This is a genomic window from Sagittula sp. MA-2 (assembly GCF_030126985.1).
GTDB lineage: Bacteria > Pseudomonadota > Alphaproteobacteria > Rhodobacterales > Rhodobacteraceae > Sagittula.
Window position 1 is genome coordinate 4,250,813 of the sequence record NZ_CP126145.1, and the last position, 20,304, is coordinate 4,271,116.

The following is a 20,304-nucleotide window of genomic DNA, read 5'->3' on the forward strand; positions in this document are numbered from 1 at the left end:
GCAAGGAGCTGCTTTTGGGCATGTTCAAGGCATGGTCGAGGAGCCTCGGCGCGCGCATAGCGTTTCTGATGTCCCTGGCCATGCTGCCGCTGGGGCTCATCTCTGTATATCAAACGCATGTCGTGGTGGAAGAAGCGCAGGCACTGACCCGCGCCGCTCTCCTGTCCGAGACCGTGGCCGCAGCCACCGGAGAACGCGAACTGATCCAGCAGGCGCTGGGTGCAGCGCAGGGCCTTGCCTCTGCGGTGCCGCTTGTCGATTCCCGGGAATGCCAGCGCATCCTCGCCGACTTCATCGACTCCCAACCGCTCTATATCTTTGCCGCCTACGTTCAGAAGTCGGGCCTCATGGACTGCAGCTCCAGCGGCGAGGTGCGCGATTTTTCCGGCACCTCGACACTAGAAGGTCTCAGCGGTCCGGCCGTGCGGATGCGCCGCTCCGGCGCCGTCACGAAGCAATCGGTCGTCCTTGCCTCGCATCCGGTCATGGAAGGCGAGATTGAACTCGGCTGGCTGACCATTTCCATCCCGCACTCCGTCGCCAACGCGCTGATGGAGAACACCCTGCCCAACCAGGAACTGAAACTCGCCTCGATCAACCTCGACGGCGACGTCATTTCCTCGACCAGCGGTGTCGATGCAGCGCCCGGGTTCCTGCCCCGCGACATCCCCCTGAGCGGTCTTCACGACCGGGTCGGCCTTGCCTTCCGCGCCCCTTCCGGCAGCGGCGAAGAACGGTTCTTTGCCGTGGCGCCGATGATCGACGACACGCTCGTCCTGGTGGGAAGCTGGCCCGTTTCGGTGGCAGAGGCCACCGGCAATGGGCCGCGTGCGCTGACCGCAATCATCTTCCCCGCCCTGATGTGGGTGACCGGCATCATCGTTGCGTTCTACGGCCTTCAGCGCATGGTCGTCCGCCACATCCGGCAGCTCCGTTCGGCCATGCGCAAGTTCGCACTCGGCGAGCGGCGCGACAGTTATTTGGAATTGGCGAACCCTCCGGAGGAACTCGAAGAGGCCCAACGTGCGTTTAACCGCATGGCATTGATTATCTCGGAAGCCGAACTGCGGCAGGAACGCGATCTACGGGACAAGGAAGTCCTGTTGAAAGAGGTGCACCACAGGGTGAAGAACAATCTTCAGCTCATCGCCTCGATCATGAACATGCAGTCGCGCAGCGCGCGCTCTGCAGAGGCACGGCACATGCTGGCCGGGCTGCAGCGGCGTGTCCGCGGGCTCGCGATGCTGCACCGCACGCTTTACACCACCCCCGACATGACCACCGTCGACTCCGGCGACCTGATCCGCACGGTCGTGGAGGACGTCTCGTCCCTGTCGCAGGACGGCCAGATCGACCTGCGCGTCGAGATCGAGAACTTCCCGCTGTTCCCCGACCAGGCGGTGCCGCTGTCCATGCTGGTGACCGAGGCGCTGACCAACGCGTACAAGTACGTCGGCACCAGCACCGACGGGAACAAGGAGATCCTGATCTCCCTCACCGAAACGGACGGCAAGGTCCGCCTGAAGATCGAAAACTCCGTCCCCGAAGACACCGACCCGGACGTCATCGCCGAGGAACAGAACGACGGTCTCGGCAACCGTCTGATGACGGCCTTCATCCGCCAGTTAAACGGCGAACTCGACAAGATCCAGAAGCCGGGTCATTTCGGGATGCACATCACCTTCATCCGGCGCGACTTCACTCCGCAAAAACGAGCCGGCGATGCAGCCTGAATCCACGCCGGACTTCAACGTCCTCGTCACGGCGGACGAGGCGTGGCCCGTTTTCGAACGCGCTGTTCTTGCGGCCAAGACGGACATCGTCGCGGGCTTCAGGATCTTCGACATGTGCACCAAGCTGCGCAGCCCGGAGGCGCGCGAGATCGGCGACGACTGGTTCGACCTTCTGGCACACGCCGTGCGCAGGGGCGTGTCGCTGCGGCTGGTCATCAGCGACTTCGACGCAGACATGGCAACGCCCCTGCACGAACTGGCATGGCGCACGGTCCGCCAGGGCAAGGCGCTGGAGGAAATCGCGGATGCGCCGATGGGACGGGTGACCGTTCGCGCGGCGCTGCATCCCGCCCAGCCGGGGCTGATCCCTTGGCTGGCCTTCCTGCCTGCCGTTCTGCCCCACCGCCTGCGGGCACTGAAACAGATCCGGGGCATACGCCGCCGGCGTCAGGCCGTGGGCCTCGACAAGGGCAGCCTGCCCGAGATGCACACCGTTTCGCACCACCAGAAGCTGGCGGTGATCGACGGCGAGGTGCTCTATGTCGGCGGCCTCGACCTGAACGAACGGCGCTACGATTCACTCGAACACGATCAGGACGCCTCGCAGACCTGGTCGGACGTGCAACTGGTGCTGCGCGGTCCCGAAGCGGCCCAGGCCCGGCAACACCTGATGGAGTTCGAGGACGTCTGCGCCGGCAAGGCCGAGCCCTCTCACCTGCCGCTGCTGAAACGCACCATGTCGGCGCCCCGCCGGTTCCAGATGCCCTTCCTGTCGCCGCGCACCGTGCTGTCGGAGATCGAGGAGGCGCATCTTGCCGCCTTCCGCAACGCCCGGCACCTCGTCTATCTCGAAACGCAGTTCCTGCGTTCGGGCGTCATATCCGATGCGCTCGCCGCCGCTGCCGTGCAGAACAAGGACCTGACCTCTGTCGTTGTCCTGCCCGGATTGCCGGAGGAGGTCGCCTTCGACGATCACGACGGGCTCGATGCGCGGTTTGGCATGGCCCTGCAGCGGCAGGCGGTCAAGGAACTGGTCGAAGCCTTCGGCAAGCGCATCACCTTCGCCGTTCCCGTGCGCCCGGTCATGGCCGATCGGGAAGAGCGCGACACGCTCGCCGGGTCGCCGCTGATCCATGTGCACAACAAGGTTCTCGTACGCGACGACGATTACGGCATCGTCGGCTCCGCCAACCTCAACGGCCGGTCCATGCGCTGGGACACCGAAGTCGCGGTTGAAACCACGCTGCCGGACCGTGTCGCCATGCTGCGCCGCAAGCTGATCGACCACTGGTGGTGGTGCGACCTGCCGGACGAGGCGCGTGCCCCCGAGACCCTGCAGGACTGGTGGCGGGCCGAAATTGCCCGCAACGCTGTCCGCATGCCCGAACATCGCACCGGGTTCCTTGTCCCCTACGACGCGGACAACGAAAAAGAGCTCGAATGGCAGCTTCCGGGTGTCACCGAGAACATAGTGTGACTGTTCGACTCGCGTTCGGGTTCTTTTGCCCTATCCTTAAATGGGTTGCAGGAAAATCCAACGCGCGGAGAGCCACATGAACCGAGGCCGATCGGCACGCCGACCGAGTCAGATTCCCCTCAGGGGTCTTCTTGATGTAGGCGTCCGCGTCTGGCGGGTACAGAACGACGACAACCTCGGTCTTCTGGCTGCGGGCATCGCCTTCTACGCACTCCTGTCGCTTTTCCCGGGCATCACCGCGGCGGTTGCCCTCGCCGGGCTGTTCACCGACCCCAGCTTCATGGTCGATACCTCCGACGCCCTTGCGGATGTCGTGCCCTCGGCCGCCGAGGAAATCATGCTCGGCCAGTTGCGCGAGGTCGTCACCGCCAGCAGCAGCAGCCTTGGTTGGGCCGTCCTCTTTTCCATCGGCCTTGCGCTCTTCTCCGCTTCGCGGGCGACGCAGAACTTCATCATCGGCCTGAACGTCATCTATGGCGAAAAGGAACGGCGCGGGTTCTTCAAGCTGCGGGCCCTGAACGTCGCGCTCACGCTCGGGCTGATCGTCTGGCTGGTGGTCGCCATCGGCATCGTCGCGGCCATGCCCGCCGCCGCCGCCTTCATATCGGACCGGACCTGGGTCACGGACGTCATCCTCTACCTGCGCTGGCCCGTGCTGTTCATCGTGGGCGCCTTCGGGATCGCCTTCGTGTTCCGTGTCGGCCCGTCACGCCGCTACGCACGCTGGCGCTGGCTGACACCGGGCGCCCTTCTGGCCTGCGCGCTTTGGGTGATCGGCAGCATCGGGTTCAGCCGCTACGTCGCCTCGTTCGGTGCCTACAACGAGACCTTCGGCGCGCTCGGCGGTGTCATCGTGCTGCTGACCTGGCTCTGGCTGTCCGCCTACATCGTGCTGCTGGGCGCCGCGGTCGACGCGGAGCTGGAGGCGCAGACCCGTCACGACACCACCGTCGGGCCCGACCGGCCCATGGGCCAGCGCGGCGCGGTCAAGGCGGATACCATCGGTCCCGCACGAGGCGAACCCCAACGCATCCCCAACATGCGCTGACTGTGTCGCATTGCCCGTGGCCTTCGGATCGTGACGTGGCGAAAAAACTCCGACGCATCGACTTTGCGGGAACCTTTCAGGTCGCAGCCGAGTTCTCCCCTCAGAACATAGAAAGAAGCATCTTTCTGATATCTAAGGAGAAAAATCATGCGTACCGGAGCAATTCTTGCCGCAGTCGTTGCTGTCATCGCAATCGCCTTCGGCATCTACATGATCGACGTCGACCAGACCCAGGAAGCAAAGCTGCCTGAAGTTTCCGTGGAAGGTGGTCAGATGCCCGAATTCGACGCCGAAGTCGGCGACGTCGACGTGACCGAAGAAGAAGTCACGGTCACCGTTCCCAAGGTGGAAGTGAACCCGCCGGAAGACGAAGTCGCCGAGAACGACTAACTCTGGCGTCTTCACCGAAGAATTTCAACGATCAGGAGGCGAACATGGATCGCGATCGTATCGAAGGCAAATGGACTGAAATCAAGGGCATGATCCGCGAGAAGTACGGCGAGATCACCGACGACGAACTAGAACAGGCACGCGGCGACCGCGAACAGCTCGAAGGCCAGCTTCAGCAGAAGTACGGCAAGTCGAAGGACGACGCCCGTCGCATCGTCGACGAGATGCTCGCAAGCTGATAGCCCCGGAATCGGGTGCCGGGCTTAATTACCTCGGGCACGGCATCCTACAAAGCCGCCGGACGCAAAAACGTCCGGCGGCTTTTCCTTTGCGGTTTCCACGCCCGCAAGGGGCATCAACAGCCGGAGACAAGGTGTATGTTTCAGGTCATGCGGCGTTCCACATGAACGTGTCTCCGCTTCTCACCCCTGGTCCGGCCATCTACGACGCCCCCTTTCCCGACAGCCAGTTCGAAAAGACGCGCATGGCAGGTGACACGCGCCGGTCGGACGGCCACGCCAGGAAATAGCGCCCTGCCGAAACGGTCACCCCGAACGGCTGCGCCAGACGGCCCTGCGCGATGTGACTTTCGAACATCGTCACCGGCAGCAGCGCGGCCCCGGCCCCCGACGCGGCAAGCTCGGCCAGCGCCACGGAGCTGTCGAAAACCGGCCCGGTGACCGGCGGACAGGGCGTGCCCGCCGCCTCGAACCATCCGGGCCACTCCGCGCTGCGGTAACTGCGCAAGAGCGTCACCTGCCCGAGGTCGGTCGGATGCAGCAGGCGTGAGACCAGAGACGGCGCGCAAAGCGGCGTCAGCGGCGCATCCATCAGCGGGATCGCATCGTGACCCGTCCAGCCGCCATTGCCAAAGCGGATCGCCATGTCGAGCCCTTCGCGCAGGATCTCCACCCGGTTGTTGTTGGTCGAAATCCGCAGGTCGATCTCGGGGTACGCGCGCCGGAACTGCTCCAGCCGCGGCATCAGCCAGCCAAGCGCGAAGGTCGTGTTCGAGCACCGGGAACAGCAGGCAGCCCTCGTCGGTCGGCACCAGCCCCTGCGATGTACGCAGGAACAGCGTCGCGCCCAGCAGATTCTCGAGCCGCGCGATCTGGTGACTCACCGCGGCCTGCGTGACGCGCAGCTCGATCGCGGCCTTTGTAAAGCTGCCTTGACGCATCGCGACCTCGAACACGCGCAGGGCGTTGAGCGGCAGGTCTGGGCGATCCACGGCAATACCTCAGCTAATGGCAGGCCATAATATTTATCGTTTGAGGGGTGCCGGCAAGACGAAATATACCTATGCCATGACATCAATTGATGTCACCCCGGGCGCCCCCTACGGCGCATTACCCAGAAAAGGACACCATCATGCGGTTCACCGCCATCGTCCTGTCGCGCGTCGCGGCAGGGCTTACCCTCGGCCTGTCTCTGGCCTCCGCCCCCCTTGCCCAAACACCTCTCGAAACCCTGTCGGACACTGTCGCCCAGGTCGAAGAACGCTTGGGCGCGCGCGTCGGCCTGTCGCTGGTCGACACCGGATCAGGTCTGACGTGGGCCCATCGCGAGGACGAACGCTTCCTGATGAACAGCACCGTGAAGGTCCCGCTGTGCGGCGCCGTGCTTGCCCGGCGCGACGCCGGGGACCTGTCCCTGGCAGAAGCGCTGCCCGTGACGGCAGAGGATATCGTCTCCTACGCGCCGGTCAGCGAACAGAAGGTCGGCCAGAAGATGACCCTCGCCGAGCTTTGCCTGGCCACTATCGACATCAGCGACAACACCGCCGCGAACCTGCTGATCGACCGTCTGGGTGGACCGGAGGCCGTGACGCAGGCCTTCCGGGACAGTGGCGATGAGGTCAGCCGCCTGGATCGGCTGGAGCCCGGGCTCAACGCCTTTGCGCCCGGCGATCCGCGCGACACGACGACACCGGCGGCCATGAGCGCGACTCTGAGCCGGCTCCTCCTCGGGGATGTGCTGACGGCGGAATCGCGCGATCAGCTGGCGGACTGGATGAGCTACGGCGGCGTGACCGGCGCCCTGCTCCGCAGGGACGCGCCGGAAAGCTGGCAGATCTTCGACAAGTCCGGCGCCGGAACCCACACGCGCAACATCATCGCCGTGGTCATCCCGGACGACGCATCGCCATGGATCGTCACGATCTTCGTTTCGGACACGGATGTGGATTTCGACACGCGCAACGCCGCCCTGCAGGAAATCGGGAGTGCCGTGATGGCCGTCATGGCGGACTGAGGGCAACTGCCCCGGCCGGGGCAATCTCAATCCGCATGTATTGAGGACATGAAAGCGCTTCGGCATCGGCGCCGCTGTCAAAGCGGTGCCGGTGCCAACTGCAAGCAATCTATGCGAACCAAGTGTCGCGGTATTTCCTGAAGTATTGGTCGGAGCGAGAGGATTCGAACCTCCGGCCCCTGCCTCCCGAAGACAGTGCTCTACCAGGCTGAGCTACGCTCCGACCGTGGAGCGCGGGATATATCGCCCGCGCGCCTTTGGCAAGAGACCATTTGCGGTCTTTTGCACGACCCTCCTTACTCGCCCGGAATTGCCGGTTCCGGCCGTTTGCGCGAACTGCGCAGGAACGGAGATATGCGGAACGACGACCCGTACCCGCGGGCCTTCGTCCTCAGCACCGGGGTCTGCGACCCGCTCTTCGCGCTTTCCCGCAGGACGATGTAGATGCCCGAGGCGATGATGATGCCTGCGCCGATGACCGTGTAGCGGTCGACGCCCTCGTCGAACAGCAGGTAGCCGTAGGCCGTCGCCCAAAGGATCTGCGAATACTGCATGGGCGCGACGATGGTCGCCTCCCCGCTCTTGTAGGCCGCGATCAGGAAGAGGCCCGCGACGAACCCCATGGCCGAGATCAGCGCCGCCGCGCCCACATCGAGGATCGGCATGGGCTTGTAGACGGCGATCATCAGCGCCCCGACGACGATGTAGTTGGCCGCCATCGGGTAAAGCAGCAGCACGACGGAGCGTTCGTCATTGCCGATCTTGCGCACGATGATCGAGGCCAGCGCCCCGAAAATCGCCGAACCCACCCCCGCGAGGTGGCCAAGCGACATCGGCGTCGATCCCGGCCGCAGCACCACGAGAACGCCCAGAAGCCCGACACCGACCGCAAGTCCCCGGCGCCAGCCGACACGTTCGCCCAGCAGCGGGATCGACAGGAGCGTGATCAGCAGCGGCGTGGCGAAGAGGATCGCGTATGTCTGCGCAAGCGGCAGGACAGAGAAGGCGTAAAACGCGCACATCCCGTTGATCATCGCCGCGGCGGTCCGGATCGCGGTCCACCACGGGTGAACCGGGCGCAGCGTACCGGGCAGCGGGTCGCGCATCAGCATGAAGCTGACCAGTGGGAACGACATCAGCGTCGAAAAGAAGATCACCTGGAACGGAGAGTAGCTCGCCCCGAGATATTTGATGATCACATCGTGCGTCGCGAAAATACCGAAGGCGGTCAGCGCGAGCAGCGCGCCTTTTGCGTTGGGTGACATGTCGGGAGGCCTGTGTTCTTGTTTGTAGCAACGCTAAGCGCAGCCTTCGCGCGGATGCAAGACCACCCCGCCCGCCAAAATCCATAAAGTCTGCGCTTTGCACGCAACTTCACCGGTGCGCCATTGTCACATGCCCTGCAAAGGCTGGTACGGCATGGCGAAACCGCGCTCGCGGTGCATGGGCATAAGGCCGCGCAAGCCCTATGCAGCGCCCGCCCGCCTAGGTCACGACCCGGGCGCGGAACGGAAAAGGGCGGCGCCATGTGGCACCGCCCCGATCATTTCAGGCCAGACGATTCGTCAGAGGCTGGCGTCGAGCGCCGCAACGATGGCATCGCCCATTTCGGTGGTCGACACCGGCGCCTTGCCTTCTTCGCCCAGCAGGTCGGCGGTGCGCAAACCGTCGGCCAGCACCTTCTCCACCGCCTGCTCCAGACGCGTGGCTTCGTCGCCCTGGTCGAACGAGTAGCGCAGCGCCATGGCAAAGCTGAGGATGCAGGCGATCGGATTGGCCTTGCCCTGACCGGCGATGTCCGGCGCGGAGCCGTGCACCGGCTCGTACAGCGCCTTCGGACGGCCGTTCGCCATCGGCGCCCCCAGCGAGGCAGAGGGCAGCATGCCCAACGACCCGGTCAGCATCGCGGCGAGGTCGGACAGAAGGTCGCCGAACAGGTTGTCGGTGACGATCACGTCGAACTGCTTGGGCCAGCGGGTCAGCTGCATCGCGCCCGCGTCGGCGTACATGTGCGACAGCTCGACTTCCGGGTAATCCTTGCCCACCTCGGTCACGACCTCGCGCCACAGGACGCCGGATTCCATGACGTTGGCCTTCTCCATCGAGCACAGCTTCTTGTTGCGGCGCATCGCGAGTTCGAATGCGGAGCGCGCCACGCGGTCGATCTCCGACTCGGTGTAGCGCTGGGTGTTGATGCCCACCCGCTCGTTGCCTTCCTCGATGATGCCGCGCGGCTCGCCGAAGTAGACGCCGGAGGTAAGCTCGCGCACGATCATGATGTCGAGGCCCGCAACCACGTCGGTCTTCAGGGACGAGAAATCCGCCAGCGCGTCAAAGCACTGCGCCGGGCGCAGGTTGGCGTAGAGGTCCATCTCCTTGCGCAGGCGCAGAAGGCCGCGCTCCGGCTTCACCGAAAAGTCCAGCACGTCGTACTTCGGACCGCCCACGGCACCCAGCAGGACAGCGTCGGCTTCCTGCGCCTTGGCCATCGTCTCATCGGTCAGCGGCGTTCCGTGCGCGTCGTAGGCCGCACCGCCCACGAGGTCTTCGGAGACGTCGAAAGCAAGGTCGCGCTTGGCACCGTACCAGTCGATGACCTTGCGCACTTCGGCCATGACTTCGGGGCCGATCCCGTCACCGGGCAGGATGAGAAGCGAGGGATTGCTCATGGAAGGCTGTCCTTTGTTCGTGATTGCGTTGTCGCCTATCGGCTGGGCGACGAAACGTCAAGAAACGCAGGGCCTGAGCCCCTCGGCCAGCGCGTCCCAGACCCGCCTGATCCGGGGCGTGTTGCGCATCGCCTCATGCGCCGCCAACCAGACCGGCAAGGTCGGCATCGGGATATCGGGAAGAAGGCGTTCCACCTTCGGGTCGGCGTCAGCGAACAGGCACTGGGCAAAGCCGATCCCGCAGCCCGCACGCACCAGTTCCCAGTAGACGGTCTGGTGGTCCGTGCGGGTGGCGAACCAGTCCCGCTGCACCTCCAGCCCGAAGTCGCGCATGCCCTTCAGGATCAGGTCCGACCGGTCATAACCCACCACGTCATGTTCGAAGAACCGCGCGATGTCGGTCAGCCGCCCGCGCCGCGCGATGTAATCCTTCGACGCATAGAGGCCCAGTTCGATCTCGCCGATGTACTTCGTCACGATGTCGAGCTGTTCTGTCTGGTACATGCGCACGGCGATGTCGGCCTCGCGGTACAGCAGGTTCTCTGACCGGTCGGTGGGCACGAGGTCGATGCTGATCTCCGGCTCTTCTTGGCGCAGCCGGGCGATGATCGGCGGCAGGTGCACCTGCGAGGTAAAGACGCTGGCGGTGATCCTGACCGGGCCGGACAGCTTCTCCGACCGGCCCGCGGCGGCAAGGCTCAGCGCGTTCAGCGACTCCGCCATGGTCCGCGCGTGCGGCATCAGCGCCGTCCCCGCCTCCGTCAGGCACAGCCCGCGCGCCTGACGGTGGAACAGCGTGACGTCCAGCGCCTCTTCCATCTGCTTCACCTGCCGGCCCGCCGTCGGCTGCGAGATGTTGAGCCGCCGCGCCGCCTCCGACAACGATCCGCTCTCGCCTACGGCGAGGAAGGTCTGCACCAGCGACCAGTCGAGTTTGGCAAAGGCATCCATTCACTAATGAATACACGTTCTGCGAAAACCGGCAATTCCGGCATCGCGTTGAATAGCTCATCATGACGGCCATCCAGATGCAGGAGCGAGATCATGACGGGACGGGTCCTTATCCTTGGCGCCAGCGGGCGTTTCGGGCGCAACGCGGCAGAGGCGTTCTGGAATGCCGGCTGGCGGGTCCACCTGTTCGACCGCACAAACGACGACCTGATGCTGGCGGCAGAGGGCATGGACGTGATCGTTCACGGCTGGAACCCGGCCTACACGGACTGGGCGGCGCAGACCCCCGGCCTGACCGCACGGGTGATCGCGGCGGCGAAGGCTTCCGGCGCGACGATCCTCGTGCCGGGCAATGTCTATGTCTTCGGCGCCGACGCTCCGGCGGAGTTCGGCCCGGGCGTGCCCCACGCCGCCACCAATCCGCTTGGCCGGGTGCGGATCGCGATGGAGGAGAGCCTGCGCGCCTCCGGCGTTCAGGTCATCATCCTGCGCGCGGGCGATTTCCTCGACACCGAGGCGTCCGGCAACTGGTTCGACAAGCAGATTGCCCCCTCCCTGCGGCGGGGTGTCCTGACCTGGCCCGGCGACCCGGATGCGGATCACGCCTGGGCCTTCCTGCCGGACATGGCCCGTGCCGCGGTGCAACTGGCGGACCATCGCAGGGACCTGCCCCGCGTGTCCGACATCAACTTCCCCGGCTACACGCTGACCGGCTGGGACCTGGCCTTGGCCTGCGCCCGCGCGCTGAACCGTCCGGTAAAGCTCCGCCGCATGTCCTGGCTGCCGCTCTGGCTAGCGCGGCCGTTCTGGACCATGGCCGCGCCCTTGCTGGAAATGCGCTACCTCTGGTCGAAGCCCCACCGGCTGACGCGCGACAGCTTCGACACCGTTTTGCCGGACTTCCAGGAAACGCCGCTCGACGACGCGATCGCCCGCGCGCTTGCGCCGGTCATCGGGGCCACGCCAGATCGACCCAGACCAACTCATGCGGGCCCGCGTCAGCCGCAGGCCCAGTGACACCGGCGCCGATGACGGCAAACCGCGCGTCGGGCAGCACGTAGGACACCCGCATCGGCCCCGTGCTGTCCCAGCGCACCGTATCCGTCCCCGGCATCGGGTCCTGAAAGCGGTCGTGGCCCAGAACCCGACGCGCCGCCTCGCGCAGGCCGTCGCCCCGCTCCGGATCGACGTTGAGGTTGCCGAGCAGGATCACCGGCATCTGCGGCACCTCACCCATCCGGCCATCGAGGACGTGCAACCACAGCACCGCCTCGTCAAAGTTCCTCCGGCCGTTGCGGTCCTCCGGCCCGTCGAACACCGGCGGCGTCGCGGCCAGCGTCAGCAGCGCCAGCGGGCCATGCGGCGTGTCGACAGTCACCTGCCAGTGCGCCGCGGTCGACAATCTTTGAACCTCGTGCCCCGGGTCGTCGGCGGCGATCAGGCTCTCCGGCGTGTCCTTCCACAGCAGTTCCGACAGATCCCGCTCCAGCGTCAGGGGATAGCGCGCCAGCACGGCCATGCCGCCCTGCCCGTTGAAATACCCGAACCCCTGCGCATCGCGCGGCCCGCCCAGCCGCCCGTCGCCGTCCAGGTCCAGCCCGGTCGGCCGCCCGGTGTTGGGCCGCGCGGCCAGCACATGCGGCAGATCCAGCCCCGCCTCCCGCAACGCATCGCGCAGGGCGGACAGCGCGGTCAGCCCGCCGTCGTAATCCATGTCGGTCAGCAGCAGCACATCGGGGGAAGCTTCGAGGATCGGGCCGAGGGGCACCTCCCCCGCCGCGATACCCTGAAACAGCAGCCCCGGCCCCTTCCGGCTGAAATCGCCGTGCCATGTTGCGACGCGCAGGCCCTCCGCCCGGGCGGCGACGGCGAAGGACAGGAACAGCAGGAGGGCCGAAAGGAAGGGGACGATCCGCGCGCGCCTGTTCAGGCCGCGCGACGGGCGCGGGGTCAGACCAGTTGCAGTTCGGCCTGTGCGTAGGCGCGGCGGCGCTTTTCCTCGATCAGGTCCGCGATCCGCATCAGGGCGACCCCACGCATGATCAGGCTTGCCGGGAGAAGGGACCATGCCACCATCGTCCAGATTAGGGCCTGGGAATCCAGGATGTTCGGCGCAAGGCCCCAGATCGAGGCCACCTTGAGCAGCGCCGGGAAGAGGAATGGCAGCAAAAACCCTAAGGCCACGTTAAAATGGCTGTCCCGCTTCAGGCGCAGCAACACGTCGCCGCCGGTGGTCGGATCGAACAGCGGCAGGTTGACGAAGAAGTTGAACGCGCCCTTGCGCAACGGCCAGTCCAGCAGCCGCACCAGCGCGACAAAGACCACCAGCGTGCTGATGGAGATCAGGTAGGCAAGCCCGGCAAGGCTGCGGATCAGGTCGCGCGCCGTCTCAGAGGCTTCTGCGGGGGCTGCCAGCACCATCAGACGCACGGGCGAGAAGGGGAAATCCATGGCGGCGCCAATGCTGTGCCCCATGCCGCGTAGCGGTCCGGTCAGCGGCGTGGGCGCCTCGGCCCCGCGTGCGATCAGGGTCATCAGAACGACCGACATGAACAGCGCGAAGAACCGGATGCGGTTGAACGGCGGCGCATCCCGGAACTCGATCAGAGAGGGGTAGTCGGAGACGTATTCGACAAAGGTCAGCATGGCCGCGACAAGGGCCAGCAAGGCAACGATCTGCGTGGTATCGGGCCGAACCTGCGGCAGCATCATCGCCGGCAGGGCAATGAGCAATGCCACGAGAATCGCGCGCGCCGCGGCCGCCGCCAGACGTGAAATCAAAGATCTGCCCTTTCGTTCCGGACGGGTGCGATCCATGGCCGCGCCCTCGTTCCATCCCGATTCCGCCGATTATGGCGGTCTGCCTCATTGTTGCCCAAGTTTTGCCCCTTTTCCCCCGAGGCCTCAAGACCTGTGGAAAACTTTGAAGCAGTTTCAGGCAGTTTCGCGGATCCACTGGTGCCGGATTGCATCAAATTTCGGGCATTGCGGGGGCGATGTTGAAGGGCGCACAACATCTTGCGGTCGGTCGCGAGGGCACACCGACACATCCGCAAATTTATCGTTAACGTAAATCAATACGCCAAGGTTGAGCGCTTCGGCTTTTCAGTTGGTTACACACCAAGATTTGCGCCGTTCAGCGCGAATCTCCGGACTGATCCGCCCCGATCCGGTCTCGCCGCGGGCGCAGCATCAGGAAAGCCACCCCGGTCGAAATCAGCTCGATCCCCAGCAACACACCCGGCACGGTGGTCGAGGCCTCGACGAGGTTGAAGGCGATCAACACCGCCAGCGCGACGGAAATCGCCCCCGACAGCGCCAGCATCCAGATGCTGTCCGCATCGCGCCGCACCCATGCGAGGGCAAGCTGCATCACGCCGGAGGCGAAGAACAGGACGCCCAGCAGCAGCGTGAGGGAGATCATCCCCGACAGCGGGTTGAAGATGAAGCTCAGGCCCAGAACGATTTCCAGCAGCCCGAAGAGCCCGTTCCACAGCCGGTTTCCACCCTCGCCGAAGGCCGCCGCCACGTGCACGACGCCCGCGATGGCAAAGGCCCAGCCGACGATCAGCGTGACGGCCAGCGACGCGGCGAAAGGCAGCAACAGCGACAGGATCCCGCCGACGATCAGAACGAGGCCGGACAGGGAAAGGAATGTGCGGGAAGACATGGGCGGCTCCGGAACTTTGATCTTCTCGGATCAAAACACGGGAAAGGCAGGCGCGGTTGCGCGCTGCGTCAAAAGGGCCCGCCGGCTGGGCGGGCCCATGGCAAGGCGGTCAGACCCAGGGACGTTCCTGCGCCATTTTCGCTTCGTAGCTGTCGATGGCCGGGGCCTTTTCAAGCGACAGCCCGATGTCGTCGAGACCTTCGAGCAGGCAGTGCTTCTTGAAGGGGTCGACCTCGAACGAGAAGGTTTCGCCCTCGGAGGACGACACGGTCTGCTTCTCCAGGTCGACGATCATCCGCGCGTTGGAGCCCTTTTCGGCGTCCTTCATCAGGATGTCGACGGCCTCCTGCGGCAGGACGATCGGCAGGATGCCGTTCTTGAAGCAGTTGTTGTAGAAGATGTCGGCGAAGGAGGTCGAAATGATCGACTTGATGCCGAAGTCCTTCAGCGCCCAGGGCGCGTGCTCGCGCGACGAGCCGCAGCCGAAGTTGTCGCCCGCGACGAGGATCTCCGCCTCGCGGTACTGCGGCTGGTTCAGCACGAAATCGGGGACCTCGTTGCCCTGCCGGTCATAGCGCATCTCGTCAAAGAGGTTCACGCCAAGGCCGGAGCGCTTGATCGTCTTCAGGAAGACCTTCGGGATGATCATGTCGGTGTCGATGTTGACCAGCGGCATGGGCGCCGCGATCCCGGTGAGTTTTTCGAACTTTTCCATTCGGGTTAATCCTTGATGGAGGGGCGGACTGCGCCGCCATGTGTCGGGTTGGACCTGCGGCGCGCACGGGTCAGCACAAGGCCCACCCACGCGATGGCCGCACCGATGCTGGCGAAGGCCGCGACAAAGCCGATCAGGGCGAAGGGCATGTCGGGCTGTGCAAGGACGAGCCAGAGGATCGTCGCGAAGAAGCACGCCAGCAGCGGCAGAAAGCCGAGAGCGGCCAGGCCGACTGCACGCGGGTCGCGGCTGGAGGCGCTGCGATCGACAGCACCCCCGGCCGACGGCCCGTCGAGCGTGGCCCGGACCATCTTACATCAGCTCCCGCACGTCGGTCAGGCGACCGGTCAGTGCGGCGGCGGCGGCCATGGCGGGCGACACGAGGTGCGTGCGGCCCTTGTAGCCCTGACGGCCCTCGAAGTTGCGGTTCGAGGTCGAGGCGCAGCGCTCACCCTCGGACAGCTGGTCGGGGTTCATCGCGAGGCACATGGAACAGCCCGCAAGGCGCCATTCGAACCCGGCATCGGTAAAGATCTTGTCGAGCCCTTCCTCCTCGGCCTGCGCCCGGACAAGACCGGAGCCCGGAACCACCATCGCGCGGCCGACCTTGATCTTCTTGCCTTCGACGATCTGTGCCGCGGCGCGCAGGTCCTCGATCCGGCCGTTGGTGCAGGAGCCGATAAAGACGGTGTCGATCTCGATGTCGGTCAGCTTCTGGCCCGGCGTCAGGCCCATGTAGGCCAGCGCACGTTTCGCCGCCTCGACCTTGCCGCCCTTGAAGTCCTCCGGCGCTGGCACGAAAGCGGAAATCGGCAGCACGTCCTCGGGCGAGGTGCCCCAGGTCACGACCGGCTCGATTTCTTCGCCCTTGATCGTCACGACCTTGTCCCAATGGGCATCGTCGTCCGAGTAGAGCGTCTTCCACCAGTTCAGCGCGGCCTCGTACTGAGCACCCTTCGGCGCGTGGGCACGGCCCTTCACGTATTCGAAGGTCTTCTCGTCCGGCGCGATCAGGCCGGCGCGGGCGCCGCCCTCGATGGCCATGTTGCAGACCGTCATGCGGCCTTCCATCGACAGGTCGCGGATCGCCTCGCCGCAGTACTCGATGACATAGCCGGTGCCGCCCGCGGTGCCGGTGGCGCCGATGACAGAGAGGGTGATGTCCTTCGCGGTCACACCGGGGCGCAGTTTGCCGGTGATCTCGACCTTCATGTTCTTCGACTTCTTCTGGATCAGCGTCTGCGTGGCCAGCACGTGCTCCACCTCGGAGGTGCCGATGCCATGGGCCAGCGCGCCGAAGGCGCCGTGTGTCGCGGTATGGCTGTCACCGCACACGACCGTCATGCCCGGCAGCGTCCAGCCGTTCTCCGGCCCGACGATGTGCACGATGCCCTGGCGCACGTCGCTCACCGGGTAGTAGTGCACGCCGAAGTCCTTGGCGTTCTTGTCCAGCGCGGCGACCTGGATGGCCGAGTCCTCGGTCATGTTCTTCGGGTCTTCGCGGCCCGGCGTGGTCGGCACGTTGTGGTCCGGCACGGCGATGGTCTTTTCCGGCGCGCGCACCTTGCGGCCCGCCATGCGGAGACCTTCGAATGCCTGAGGCGACGTCACCTCGTGCACGAGGTGGCGGTCGATATAAAGGAGGCAGGTGCCGTCCGCGTCTTCGCTGACGACATGGGCATCCCAGATCTTGTCATAGAGTGTCTTGGGGGACATCGGTCCTCTCCCGTGATTTTGCATGGGTGTAACAGGATGGCAGGCGCGTGGACGGGGCCACGCGCGAAATCACACGGATAGACGGGCGAGCACCGTGTGGGTCGCGCCGAAGAAACGTTCGCGCAGACGGGCGCGGTCTCCGAGGTTGAGAAGTCTTGCCATGGGCGGGAGATACAGCCTGCGGCCGAGTCTATCAAGGGCAAGCGCATGTCGCGCGGATCACCCTCAGGCTTGCTTGCTGGGCCGGTTGCAATAGACTGATCTCCCACGAGCGGACGCAGAGGACGAAAAGCCCGCATGGACCCACAAGAGACGCTGCCCATCGACCCCGAGGCCATCCGAGGGATCTGGGAGTTCCTGTCGTCCGAGGGCGCGATCCTCTGGCGGGAGGCGATGCGCCCTTGGACGCTCTACCAGATCGGCATCGTGATCGGGTTGTTCCTCTTGGCATGGGCAATGCGCGCCGCGCTCCAGCCGCGTTACGCCGAATGGCTCCGGGCACGCGACAACTGGCCGAAGTGGCGCCTGCGCATCGGCCTGATCGTCCAGCGCCGTATGCGGATGATCCTCTTCGTGGCGATGATCTGGGTCGTCTACCTCGTGATGAAGGAGCTCACGTGGAACTCCCGCACGGTCCTTCTGCGGGTGGTGGCGAACCTGTCGACCGCCTGGCTCTTCATCGCCTTCGCCACCCGGATGATCGCCAACCCCGCGCTTGGCGTGGTGGTGCGGTACGGCGCCTGGACATGGGCGACGCTGTCGATCCTCGGCTGGACGGACGAGACGCAGGGGACGCTGGAATCCGTCGCGCTGACCATCGGAGAGACCCGGCTGTCCGTCTGGCTGATCCTGAAGGCCATCGTCGTCATGGCCTGCATGCTGGCAATGGCGCGGCTGATGGTGGGCGCCTCCGCCGCCTCGATCCAGCGCAACAAGGACATCAGCCCGTCCATGCAGGTGCTGGCGGTGAAGGTGCTTCAGGTGGTGCTCTTCGGCTCCGCCTTCTTCATCGCGCTGAAATCCGTTGGCGTCGACCTGACCGGGCTTGCCGTGCTGTCCGGTGCCATCGGCGTCGGCCTCGGCTTCGGCCTGCAAAAGGTGGTCTCGAACCTCGTCTCCGGCATCATCATCCTGCTCGACAAGTCGATCAAGCCGGGCGACGTCATCAGCCTTGGCGAGACCTTCGGCTGGATCGAGTCGCTGGGCGCGCGCTATGTCAGCGTCGTCACCCGCGACGGCAAGGAATACCTGATCCCGAACGAGGACCTGATCACCGGACAGGTGGTGAACTGGTCGCACTCGAACGATTTCGTCCGGCTGGATATCTACTTCGGCACCTCCTACCACGACGACCCGCACAAGGTCCGCAAGATCGCCATCGAGGCCGCCAAGGGCGTGGAACGCGTGCTGACCTTCAAGCCGCCGGTCTGCCACGTGGTGGGTTTCGGCGATTCGTCCGTCGACTACATCCTGCGCTTCTGGATCACCGACCCCACGGGCGGCCTGACGAACATCCGCGGCAACGTCTTCCTCGCGCTCTGGGACGCCTTTCAGGAAAACGGCATCTCCATCCCCTTCCCGCAGCGCGAGGTCCGCCTTCTGAAGGACGGCCCGGACGCGGAAAAACCCGCCACGGCGGGCGTGGATTAACGGGACTTTAGGAGCGCGCGCACCATCTCTGGTGCATGTCACAGCACCAAGAACCCGGTCACAGCAGACACACCGCGCGCAAGGCGCAGGGCAATCCCCATGCGTCGGGTGGCGGGCCGAACGTGGCGCCGCGCGGGCTGTGCTCCTCGCGGAAGCTCTCGATCTGGCAGGAACTGGCCCGACTGGTCAGACGCAAACCGTCCAGCCGCCCCGCGCCCCCGTTGTCTCACCGGCGGCACTGAGGAAAACCGAAAGGACGAAACGTCGCGGCTGACATCCTCCCCGTGCCTGCGCATAGTCACACAAGAAGAGGGGAGATTTTCATGGACGATATCGTAATCCTCGGCGGTGCCCGCACCGCCATCGGCACTTTCGGCGGCAGCCTGTCCGGCGTGGCACCGATCGACACCGCCACCGCCGCGGCGAAGGCGGCGCTGGAACGATCCGGCGTCGAAGGCGGCCAGATCGGCACCGTGGTGTTCGGGCACGTCATCAACACCGAACCGCGCGACATGTACCTCAGCCGCGTCGCCGCGATGCAGGCGGGCATTCCCGACACCGTTCCGGCGATGAACGTGAACCGGCTGTGCGGATCGGGCGCACAGGCCATCGTGTCGGGCGTGCAGGCGCTGGCGCTCGGCGATGCGGACTTCGCCCTTGTCGGCGGGGCAGAGGCGATGTCGCGCTCGCCCTACATCGTGCCGGACCAGCGCTGGGGCGCCAAGATGGGCGACATCCGCACTCTGGACATGATGCTGGGCGCGCTGAACTGCCCCTTCGGCACCGGCCACATGGGCGTGACGGCGGAAAACGTGTCGGCCGAGCATTCCGTCAGCCGCGAGGAGCAGGACGCCTTCGCCTTTGAGAGCCAGAAGCGCGCCGCCGCCGCCATCGAGGCCGGGTATTTCGACAGCCAGATCGTTCCCGTCGAGGTGAAGGTGAAGCGCGACACCGTCAGCTTCAGGACCGACGAACACCCCAAGGCCACCAGCCTCGAGGCGCTGGCCGGACTGCGCCCCGCCTTCAAGAAGGACGGCACCGTGACGGCGGGCAACGCCTCCGGCATCAACGACGGCGCCGCGGCGCTGGTTGTGGCCCGCGCCGACGCCGCAGAGAAGGCCGGGCTCAAGCCCCGGGCCCGCGTCTTGGGCTACGCCCACGCCGGTGTCCGTCCGGAGGTCATGGGCATCGGCCCCGTCCCGGCGGTCCAGGCGCTTCTGGCGCGGACCGGCCTGACGGCGGACGACTTCGACGTGATCGAGTCCAACGAGGCCTTCGCGGCGCAGGCGCTGGCGGTGAACAAGAACCTCGGCCTCGACCCGGCGAAGGTGAACCCCAACGGTGGCGCCATCGCCCTTGGCCACCCTGTCGGCGCGACGGGCGCGATCATCACGGTGAAGGCGCTTTATGAGCTTGAACGCATCGGCGGGTCGAAGGCGCTGATCACCATGTGCATCGGCGGCGGACAGGGCATCGCCCTCGCCATCGAGCGGATCTGACACGGAAGGGGGGTGGAGTGAAACTCCACCCTACATCGCCGAGGAGCGAGTTCATGAAGCCAGTGCTCGGAAATGCCCGGTATCTCGTGATGATCGCGGTCGTGGGCGCTCTTATCGCCGCGGTCTGCCTGATGGTCTACGGCTTTCTGGAGGGCGGCAAGCTGGTCTTCTCGCTGATCGAGAAGGCCGAGGTCACCCGCAAGGGCGCCAAGGAGATGGCGCTGGAATTCATCGAGATCATCGACCTCTTCCTCATGGGGACGGTGTTCTACATCATCTCCGTCGGGCTTTACTCGCTGTTCATCAACACAGATGTGCGCCTGCCGGAATGGCTGAAGATCCGCACGCTGGACGACCTGAAGAACAAGCTCCTGTCGGTGGTGATCGTGGTGCTTGCGGTGGTCTTTCTCGGTCAGGCAGTGGCCTGGGACGGGGCGCGCGACCTCATGGGGCTGGGCATCGGCATCGCCGCGGTGATCGCCGCGCTGACGTGGTTCATCAGCGTGAAGGCAGGGAACAAGGGCGAGTAGCGC

20 protein-coding genes, 1 tRNA gene and 1 pseudogene are annotated in these 20,304 nt (G+C 65.3%); 10 read left to right on the top strand and 12 right to left on the bottom strand.

What is annotated here, in order from left to right:
- Nucleotides 1–20 precede the first annotated feature (20 nt).
- From QNI11_RS20760 to QNI11_RS20780, 5 genes are all read left to right on the top strand, one after another.
- Complete coding sequence (locus QNI11_RS20760) at nucleotides 21–1,733, top strand: sensor histidine kinase (protein WP_283981594.1); 1,713 nt, start codon at nucleotides 21–23, stop codon at nucleotides 1,731–1,733.
- On the top strand, nucleotides 1,723–3,210 hold the full coding sequence (locus tag QNI11_RS20765; RefSeq protein ID WP_283981595.1) for a phospholipase D family protein: 1,488 nt from the start codon (nucleotides 1,723–1,725) through the stop codon (nucleotides 3,208–3,210). Before QNI11_RS20760 ends, QNI11_RS20765 begins: the two co-directional genes overlap by 11 nt.
- Before the next feature lie 76 nt (nucleotides 3,211–3,286).
- Nucleotides 3,287–4,258 carry a YihY/virulence factor BrkB family protein gene (locus tag QNI11_RS20770; protein ID WP_283981596.1) on the top strand — a complete coding sequence of 324 codons (972 nt, stop codon included), beginning with the start codon at nucleotides 3,287–3,289 and terminating at the stop codon, nucleotides 4,256–4,258.
- Nucleotides 4,259–4,405: 147 nt separating this feature from the next.
- Nucleotides 4,406–4,648, top strand: a complete 243-nt coding sequence (locus QNI11_RS20775; RefSeq protein WP_100928580.1) for a hypothetical protein — start codon at nucleotides 4,406–4,408, stop codon at nucleotides 4,646–4,648.
- Between the two features lie 44 nt (nucleotides 4,649–4,692).
- Nucleotides 4,693–4,887 (top strand): CsbD family protein, encoded by a 195-nt coding sequence (locus tag QNI11_RS20780; protein WP_100928581.1) that lies wholly within the window; start codon nucleotides 4,693–4,695, stop codon nucleotides 4,885–4,887.
- Between the two features lie 202 nt (nucleotides 4,888–5,089).
- Here QNI11_RS20780 and QNI11_RS20785 read toward each other — a convergent pair whose 3' ends face one another.
- Both QNI11_RS20785 and QNI11_RS20790 read right to left on the bottom strand, forming a co-directional pair.
- Nucleotides 5,090–5,632, bottom strand: a complete 543-nt coding sequence (locus tag QNI11_RS20785; protein WP_283981597.1) for a LysR substrate-binding domain-containing protein — start codon at nucleotides 5,630–5,632, stop codon at nucleotides 5,090–5,092.
- A gap of 109 nt (nucleotides 5,633–5,741) precedes the next feature.
- Nucleotides 5,742–5,828 (bottom strand): annotated as a pseudogene (locus QNI11_RS20790) (LysR family transcriptional regulator); the annotation flags it as partial.
- Between the two features lie 191 nt (nucleotides 5,829–6,019).
- On the opposite strand from QNI11_RS20790, the gene bla reads away from it, so the two are divergent.
- Nucleotides 6,020–6,901, top strand: a complete 882-nt coding sequence (gene bla, locus QNI11_RS20795) for a class A beta-lactamase (RefSeq protein WP_283981598.1) — start codon at nucleotides 6,020–6,022, stop codon at nucleotides 6,899–6,901.
- Nucleotides 6,902–7,047: 146 nt separating this feature from the next.
- Here bla and QNI11_RS20800 read toward each other — a convergent pair.
- From QNI11_RS20800 to QNI11_RS20815, 4 genes are all read right to left on the bottom strand, one after another.
- Nucleotides 7,048–7,124 (bottom strand) — tRNA-Pro (locus QNI11_RS20800).
- A gap of 73 nt (nucleotides 7,125–7,197) precedes the next feature.
- The gene (locus QNI11_RS20805; RefSeq protein ID WP_100928584.1) at nucleotides 7,198–8,166 is read right to left on the bottom strand and encodes a DMT family transporter; all 969 of its coding nucleotides are present in this window, start codon (nucleotides 8,164–8,166) and stop codon (nucleotides 7,198–7,200) included.
- Between the two features lie 300 nt (nucleotides 8,167–8,466).
- Nucleotides 8,467–9,570 carry a 3-isopropylmalate dehydrogenase gene (gene leuB / locus QNI11_RS20810; protein WP_100928585.1) on the bottom strand — a complete coding sequence of 368 codons (1,104 nt, stop codon included), beginning with the start codon at nucleotides 9,568–9,570 and terminating at the stop codon, nucleotides 8,467–8,469.
- A 57-nt stretch (nucleotides 9,571–9,627) separates the two neighbouring features.
- The gene (locus QNI11_RS20815) at nucleotides 9,628–10,521 is read right to left on the bottom strand and encodes a LysR family transcriptional regulator (RefSeq protein ID WP_283981600.1); all 894 of its coding nucleotides are present in this window, start codon (nucleotides 10,519–10,521) and stop codon (nucleotides 9,628–9,630) included.
- A 93-nt stretch (nucleotides 10,522–10,614) separates the two neighbouring features.
- On the opposite strand from QNI11_RS20815, the gene QNI11_RS20820 reads away from it, so the two are divergent.
- Nucleotides 10,615–11,538 carry an NAD-dependent epimerase/dehydratase family protein gene (locus QNI11_RS20820; RefSeq protein ID WP_283981601.1) on the top strand — a complete coding sequence of 308 codons (924 nt, stop codon included), beginning with the start codon at nucleotides 10,615–10,617 and terminating at the stop codon, nucleotides 11,536–11,538.
- Here QNI11_RS20820 and QNI11_RS20825 read toward each other — a convergent pair.
- The 6 genes from QNI11_RS20825 to leuC all read right to left on the bottom strand — a co-directional run bounded on the left by QNI11_RS20825 (nucleotide 11,471) and on the right by leuC (nucleotide 16,622).
- A complete protein-coding gene (locus QNI11_RS20825; RefSeq protein ID WP_283981602.1) occupies nucleotides 11,471–12,289 on the bottom strand; it encodes an endonuclease/exonuclease/phosphatase family protein in 819 nt (272 codons plus the stop codon). The genes QNI11_RS20820 and QNI11_RS20825 overlap by 68 nt on opposite strands.
- A 182-nt stretch (nucleotides 12,290–12,471) precedes the next feature.
- Complete coding sequence (locus QNI11_RS20830; protein WP_283981603.1) at nucleotides 12,472–13,338, bottom strand: hypothetical protein; 867 nt, start codon at nucleotides 13,336–13,338, stop codon at nucleotides 12,472–12,474.
- Between the two features lie 319 nt (nucleotides 13,339–13,657).
- On the bottom strand, nucleotides 13,658–14,191 hold the full coding sequence (locus QNI11_RS20835) for an HdeD family acid-resistance protein (RefSeq protein WP_283981604.1): 534 nt from the start codon (nucleotides 14,189–14,191) through the stop codon (nucleotides 13,658–13,660).
- A 109-nt stretch (nucleotides 14,192–14,300) separates the two neighbouring features.
- Nucleotides 14,301–14,906: a 3-isopropylmalate dehydratase small subunit gene (gene leuD / locus QNI11_RS20840; RefSeq protein ID WP_283981605.1), complete on the bottom strand. Its 606-nt coding sequence runs from the start codon at nucleotides 14,904–14,906 to the stop codon at nucleotides 14,301–14,303.
- A gap of 5 nt (nucleotides 14,907–14,911) precedes the next feature.
- Entirely contained in the window at nucleotides 14,912–15,217 is a 306-nt protein-coding gene (locus QNI11_RS20845) for a hypothetical protein (protein ID WP_283981606.1), read from the bottom strand.
- 1 nt (nucleotide 15,218) lies between these two features.
- The gene (gene leuC / locus QNI11_RS20850) at nucleotides 15,219–16,622 is read right to left on the bottom strand and encodes a 3-isopropylmalate dehydratase large subunit (protein ID WP_100928591.1); all 1,404 of its coding nucleotides are present in this window, start codon (nucleotides 16,620–16,622) and stop codon (nucleotides 15,219–15,221) included.
- Nucleotides 16,623–16,919: 297 nt separating this feature from the next.
- Here leuC and QNI11_RS20855 point away from each other — a divergent pair, with 297 nt between their 5' ends.
- The 3 genes from QNI11_RS20855 to QNI11_RS20865 all read left to right on the top strand — a co-directional run bounded on the left by QNI11_RS20855 (nucleotide 16,920) and on the right by QNI11_RS20865 (nucleotide 20,301).
- Nucleotides 16,920–18,272 (top strand): mechanosensitive ion channel family protein, encoded by a 1,353-nt coding sequence (locus tag QNI11_RS20855; RefSeq protein WP_283981607.1) that lies wholly within the window; start codon nucleotides 16,920–16,922, stop codon nucleotides 18,270–18,272.
- A 323-nt stretch (nucleotides 18,273–18,595) separates the two neighbouring features.
- Nucleotides 18,596–19,771: an acetyl-CoA C-acyltransferase family protein gene (locus QNI11_RS20860; protein WP_283981608.1), complete on the top strand. Its 1,176-nt coding sequence runs from the start codon at nucleotides 18,596–18,598 to the stop codon at nucleotides 19,769–19,771.
- A 53-nt stretch (nucleotides 19,772–19,824) separates the two neighbouring features.
- A complete protein-coding gene (locus tag QNI11_RS20865; protein ID WP_283981609.1) occupies nucleotides 19,825–20,301 on the top strand; it encodes a YqhA family protein in 477 nt (158 codons plus the stop codon).
- Nucleotides 20,302–20,304: the final 3 nt, after the last annotated feature.

Bases quoted from the DNA above. Each gene is read 5' to 3' on its own strand.
- QNI11_RS20865 (WP_283981609.1), top strand. From the start codon at position 19,825: ATGAAGCCAGTGCTCGGAAATGCCCGGTATCTCGTGATGATCGCGGTC.
- QNI11_RS20820 (WP_283981601.1), top strand. From the start codon at position 10,615: ATGACGGGACGGGTCCTTATCCTTGGCGCCAGCGGGCGTTTCGGGCGC.
- QNI11_RS20835 (WP_283981604.1), bottom strand. From the start codon at position 14,191: ATGTCTTCCCGCACATTCCTTTCCCTGTCCGGCCTCGTTCTGATCGTC.
- QNI11_RS20775 (WP_100928580.1), top strand. From the start codon at position 4,406: ATGCGTACCGGAGCAATTCTTGCCGCAGTCGTTGCTGTCATCGCAATC.
- leuC (WP_100928591.1), bottom strand. From the start codon at position 16,622: ATGTCCCCCAAGACACTCTATGACAAGATCTGGGATGCCCATGTCGTC.
- QNI11_RS20765 (WP_283981595.1), top strand. From the start codon at position 1,723: ATGCAGCCTGAATCCACGCCGGACTTCAACGTCCTCGTCACGGCGGAC.
- leuB (WP_100928585.1), bottom strand. From the start codon at position 9,570: ATGAGCAATCCCTCGCTTCTCATCCTGCCCGGTGACGGGATCGGCCCC.
- QNI11_RS20845 (WP_283981606.1), bottom strand. From the start codon at position 15,217: ATGGTCCGGGCCACGCTCGACGGGCCGTCGGCCGGGGGTGCTGTCGAT.
- QNI11_RS20815 (WP_283981600.1), bottom strand. From the start codon at position 10,521: ATGGATGCCTTTGCCAAACTCGACTGGTCGCTGGTGCAGACCTTCCTC.
- QNI11_RS20770 (WP_283981596.1), top strand. From the start codon at position 3,287: ATGAACCGAGGCCGATCGGCACGCCGACCGAGTCAGATTCCCCTCAGG.
- QNI11_RS20830 (WP_283981603.1), bottom strand. From the start codon at position 13,338: ATGGATCGCACCCGTCCGGAACGAAAGGGCAGATCTTTGATTTCACGT.
- bla (WP_283981598.1), top strand. From the start codon at position 6,020: ATGCGGTTCACCGCCATCGTCCTGTCGCGCGTCGCGGCAGGGCTTACC.
- QNI11_RS20855 (WP_283981607.1), top strand. From the start codon at position 16,920: ATGGACCCACAAGAGACGCTGCCCATCGACCCCGAGGCCATCCGAGGG.
- QNI11_RS20805 (WP_100928584.1), bottom strand. From the start codon at position 8,166: ATGTCACCCAACGCAAAAGGCGCGCTGCTCGCGCTGACCGCCTTCGGT.
- leuD (WP_283981605.1), bottom strand. From the start codon at position 14,906: ATGGAAAAGTTCGAAAAACTCACCGGGATCGCGGCGCCCATGCCGCTG.
- QNI11_RS20760 (WP_283981594.1), top strand. From the start codon at position 21: ATGTTCAAGGCATGGTCGAGGAGCCTCGGCGCGCGCATAGCGTTTCTG.
- QNI11_RS20780 (WP_100928581.1), top strand. From the start codon at position 4,693: ATGGATCGCGATCGTATCGAAGGCAAATGGACTGAAATCAAGGGCATG.
- QNI11_RS20860 (WP_283981608.1), top strand. From the start codon at position 18,596: ATGGACGATATCGTAATCCTCGGCGGTGCCCGCACCGCCATCGGCACT.
- QNI11_RS20785 (WP_283981597.1), bottom strand. From the start codon at position 5,632: ATGCCGCGGCTGGAGCAGTTCCGGCGCGCGTACCCCGAGATCGACCTG.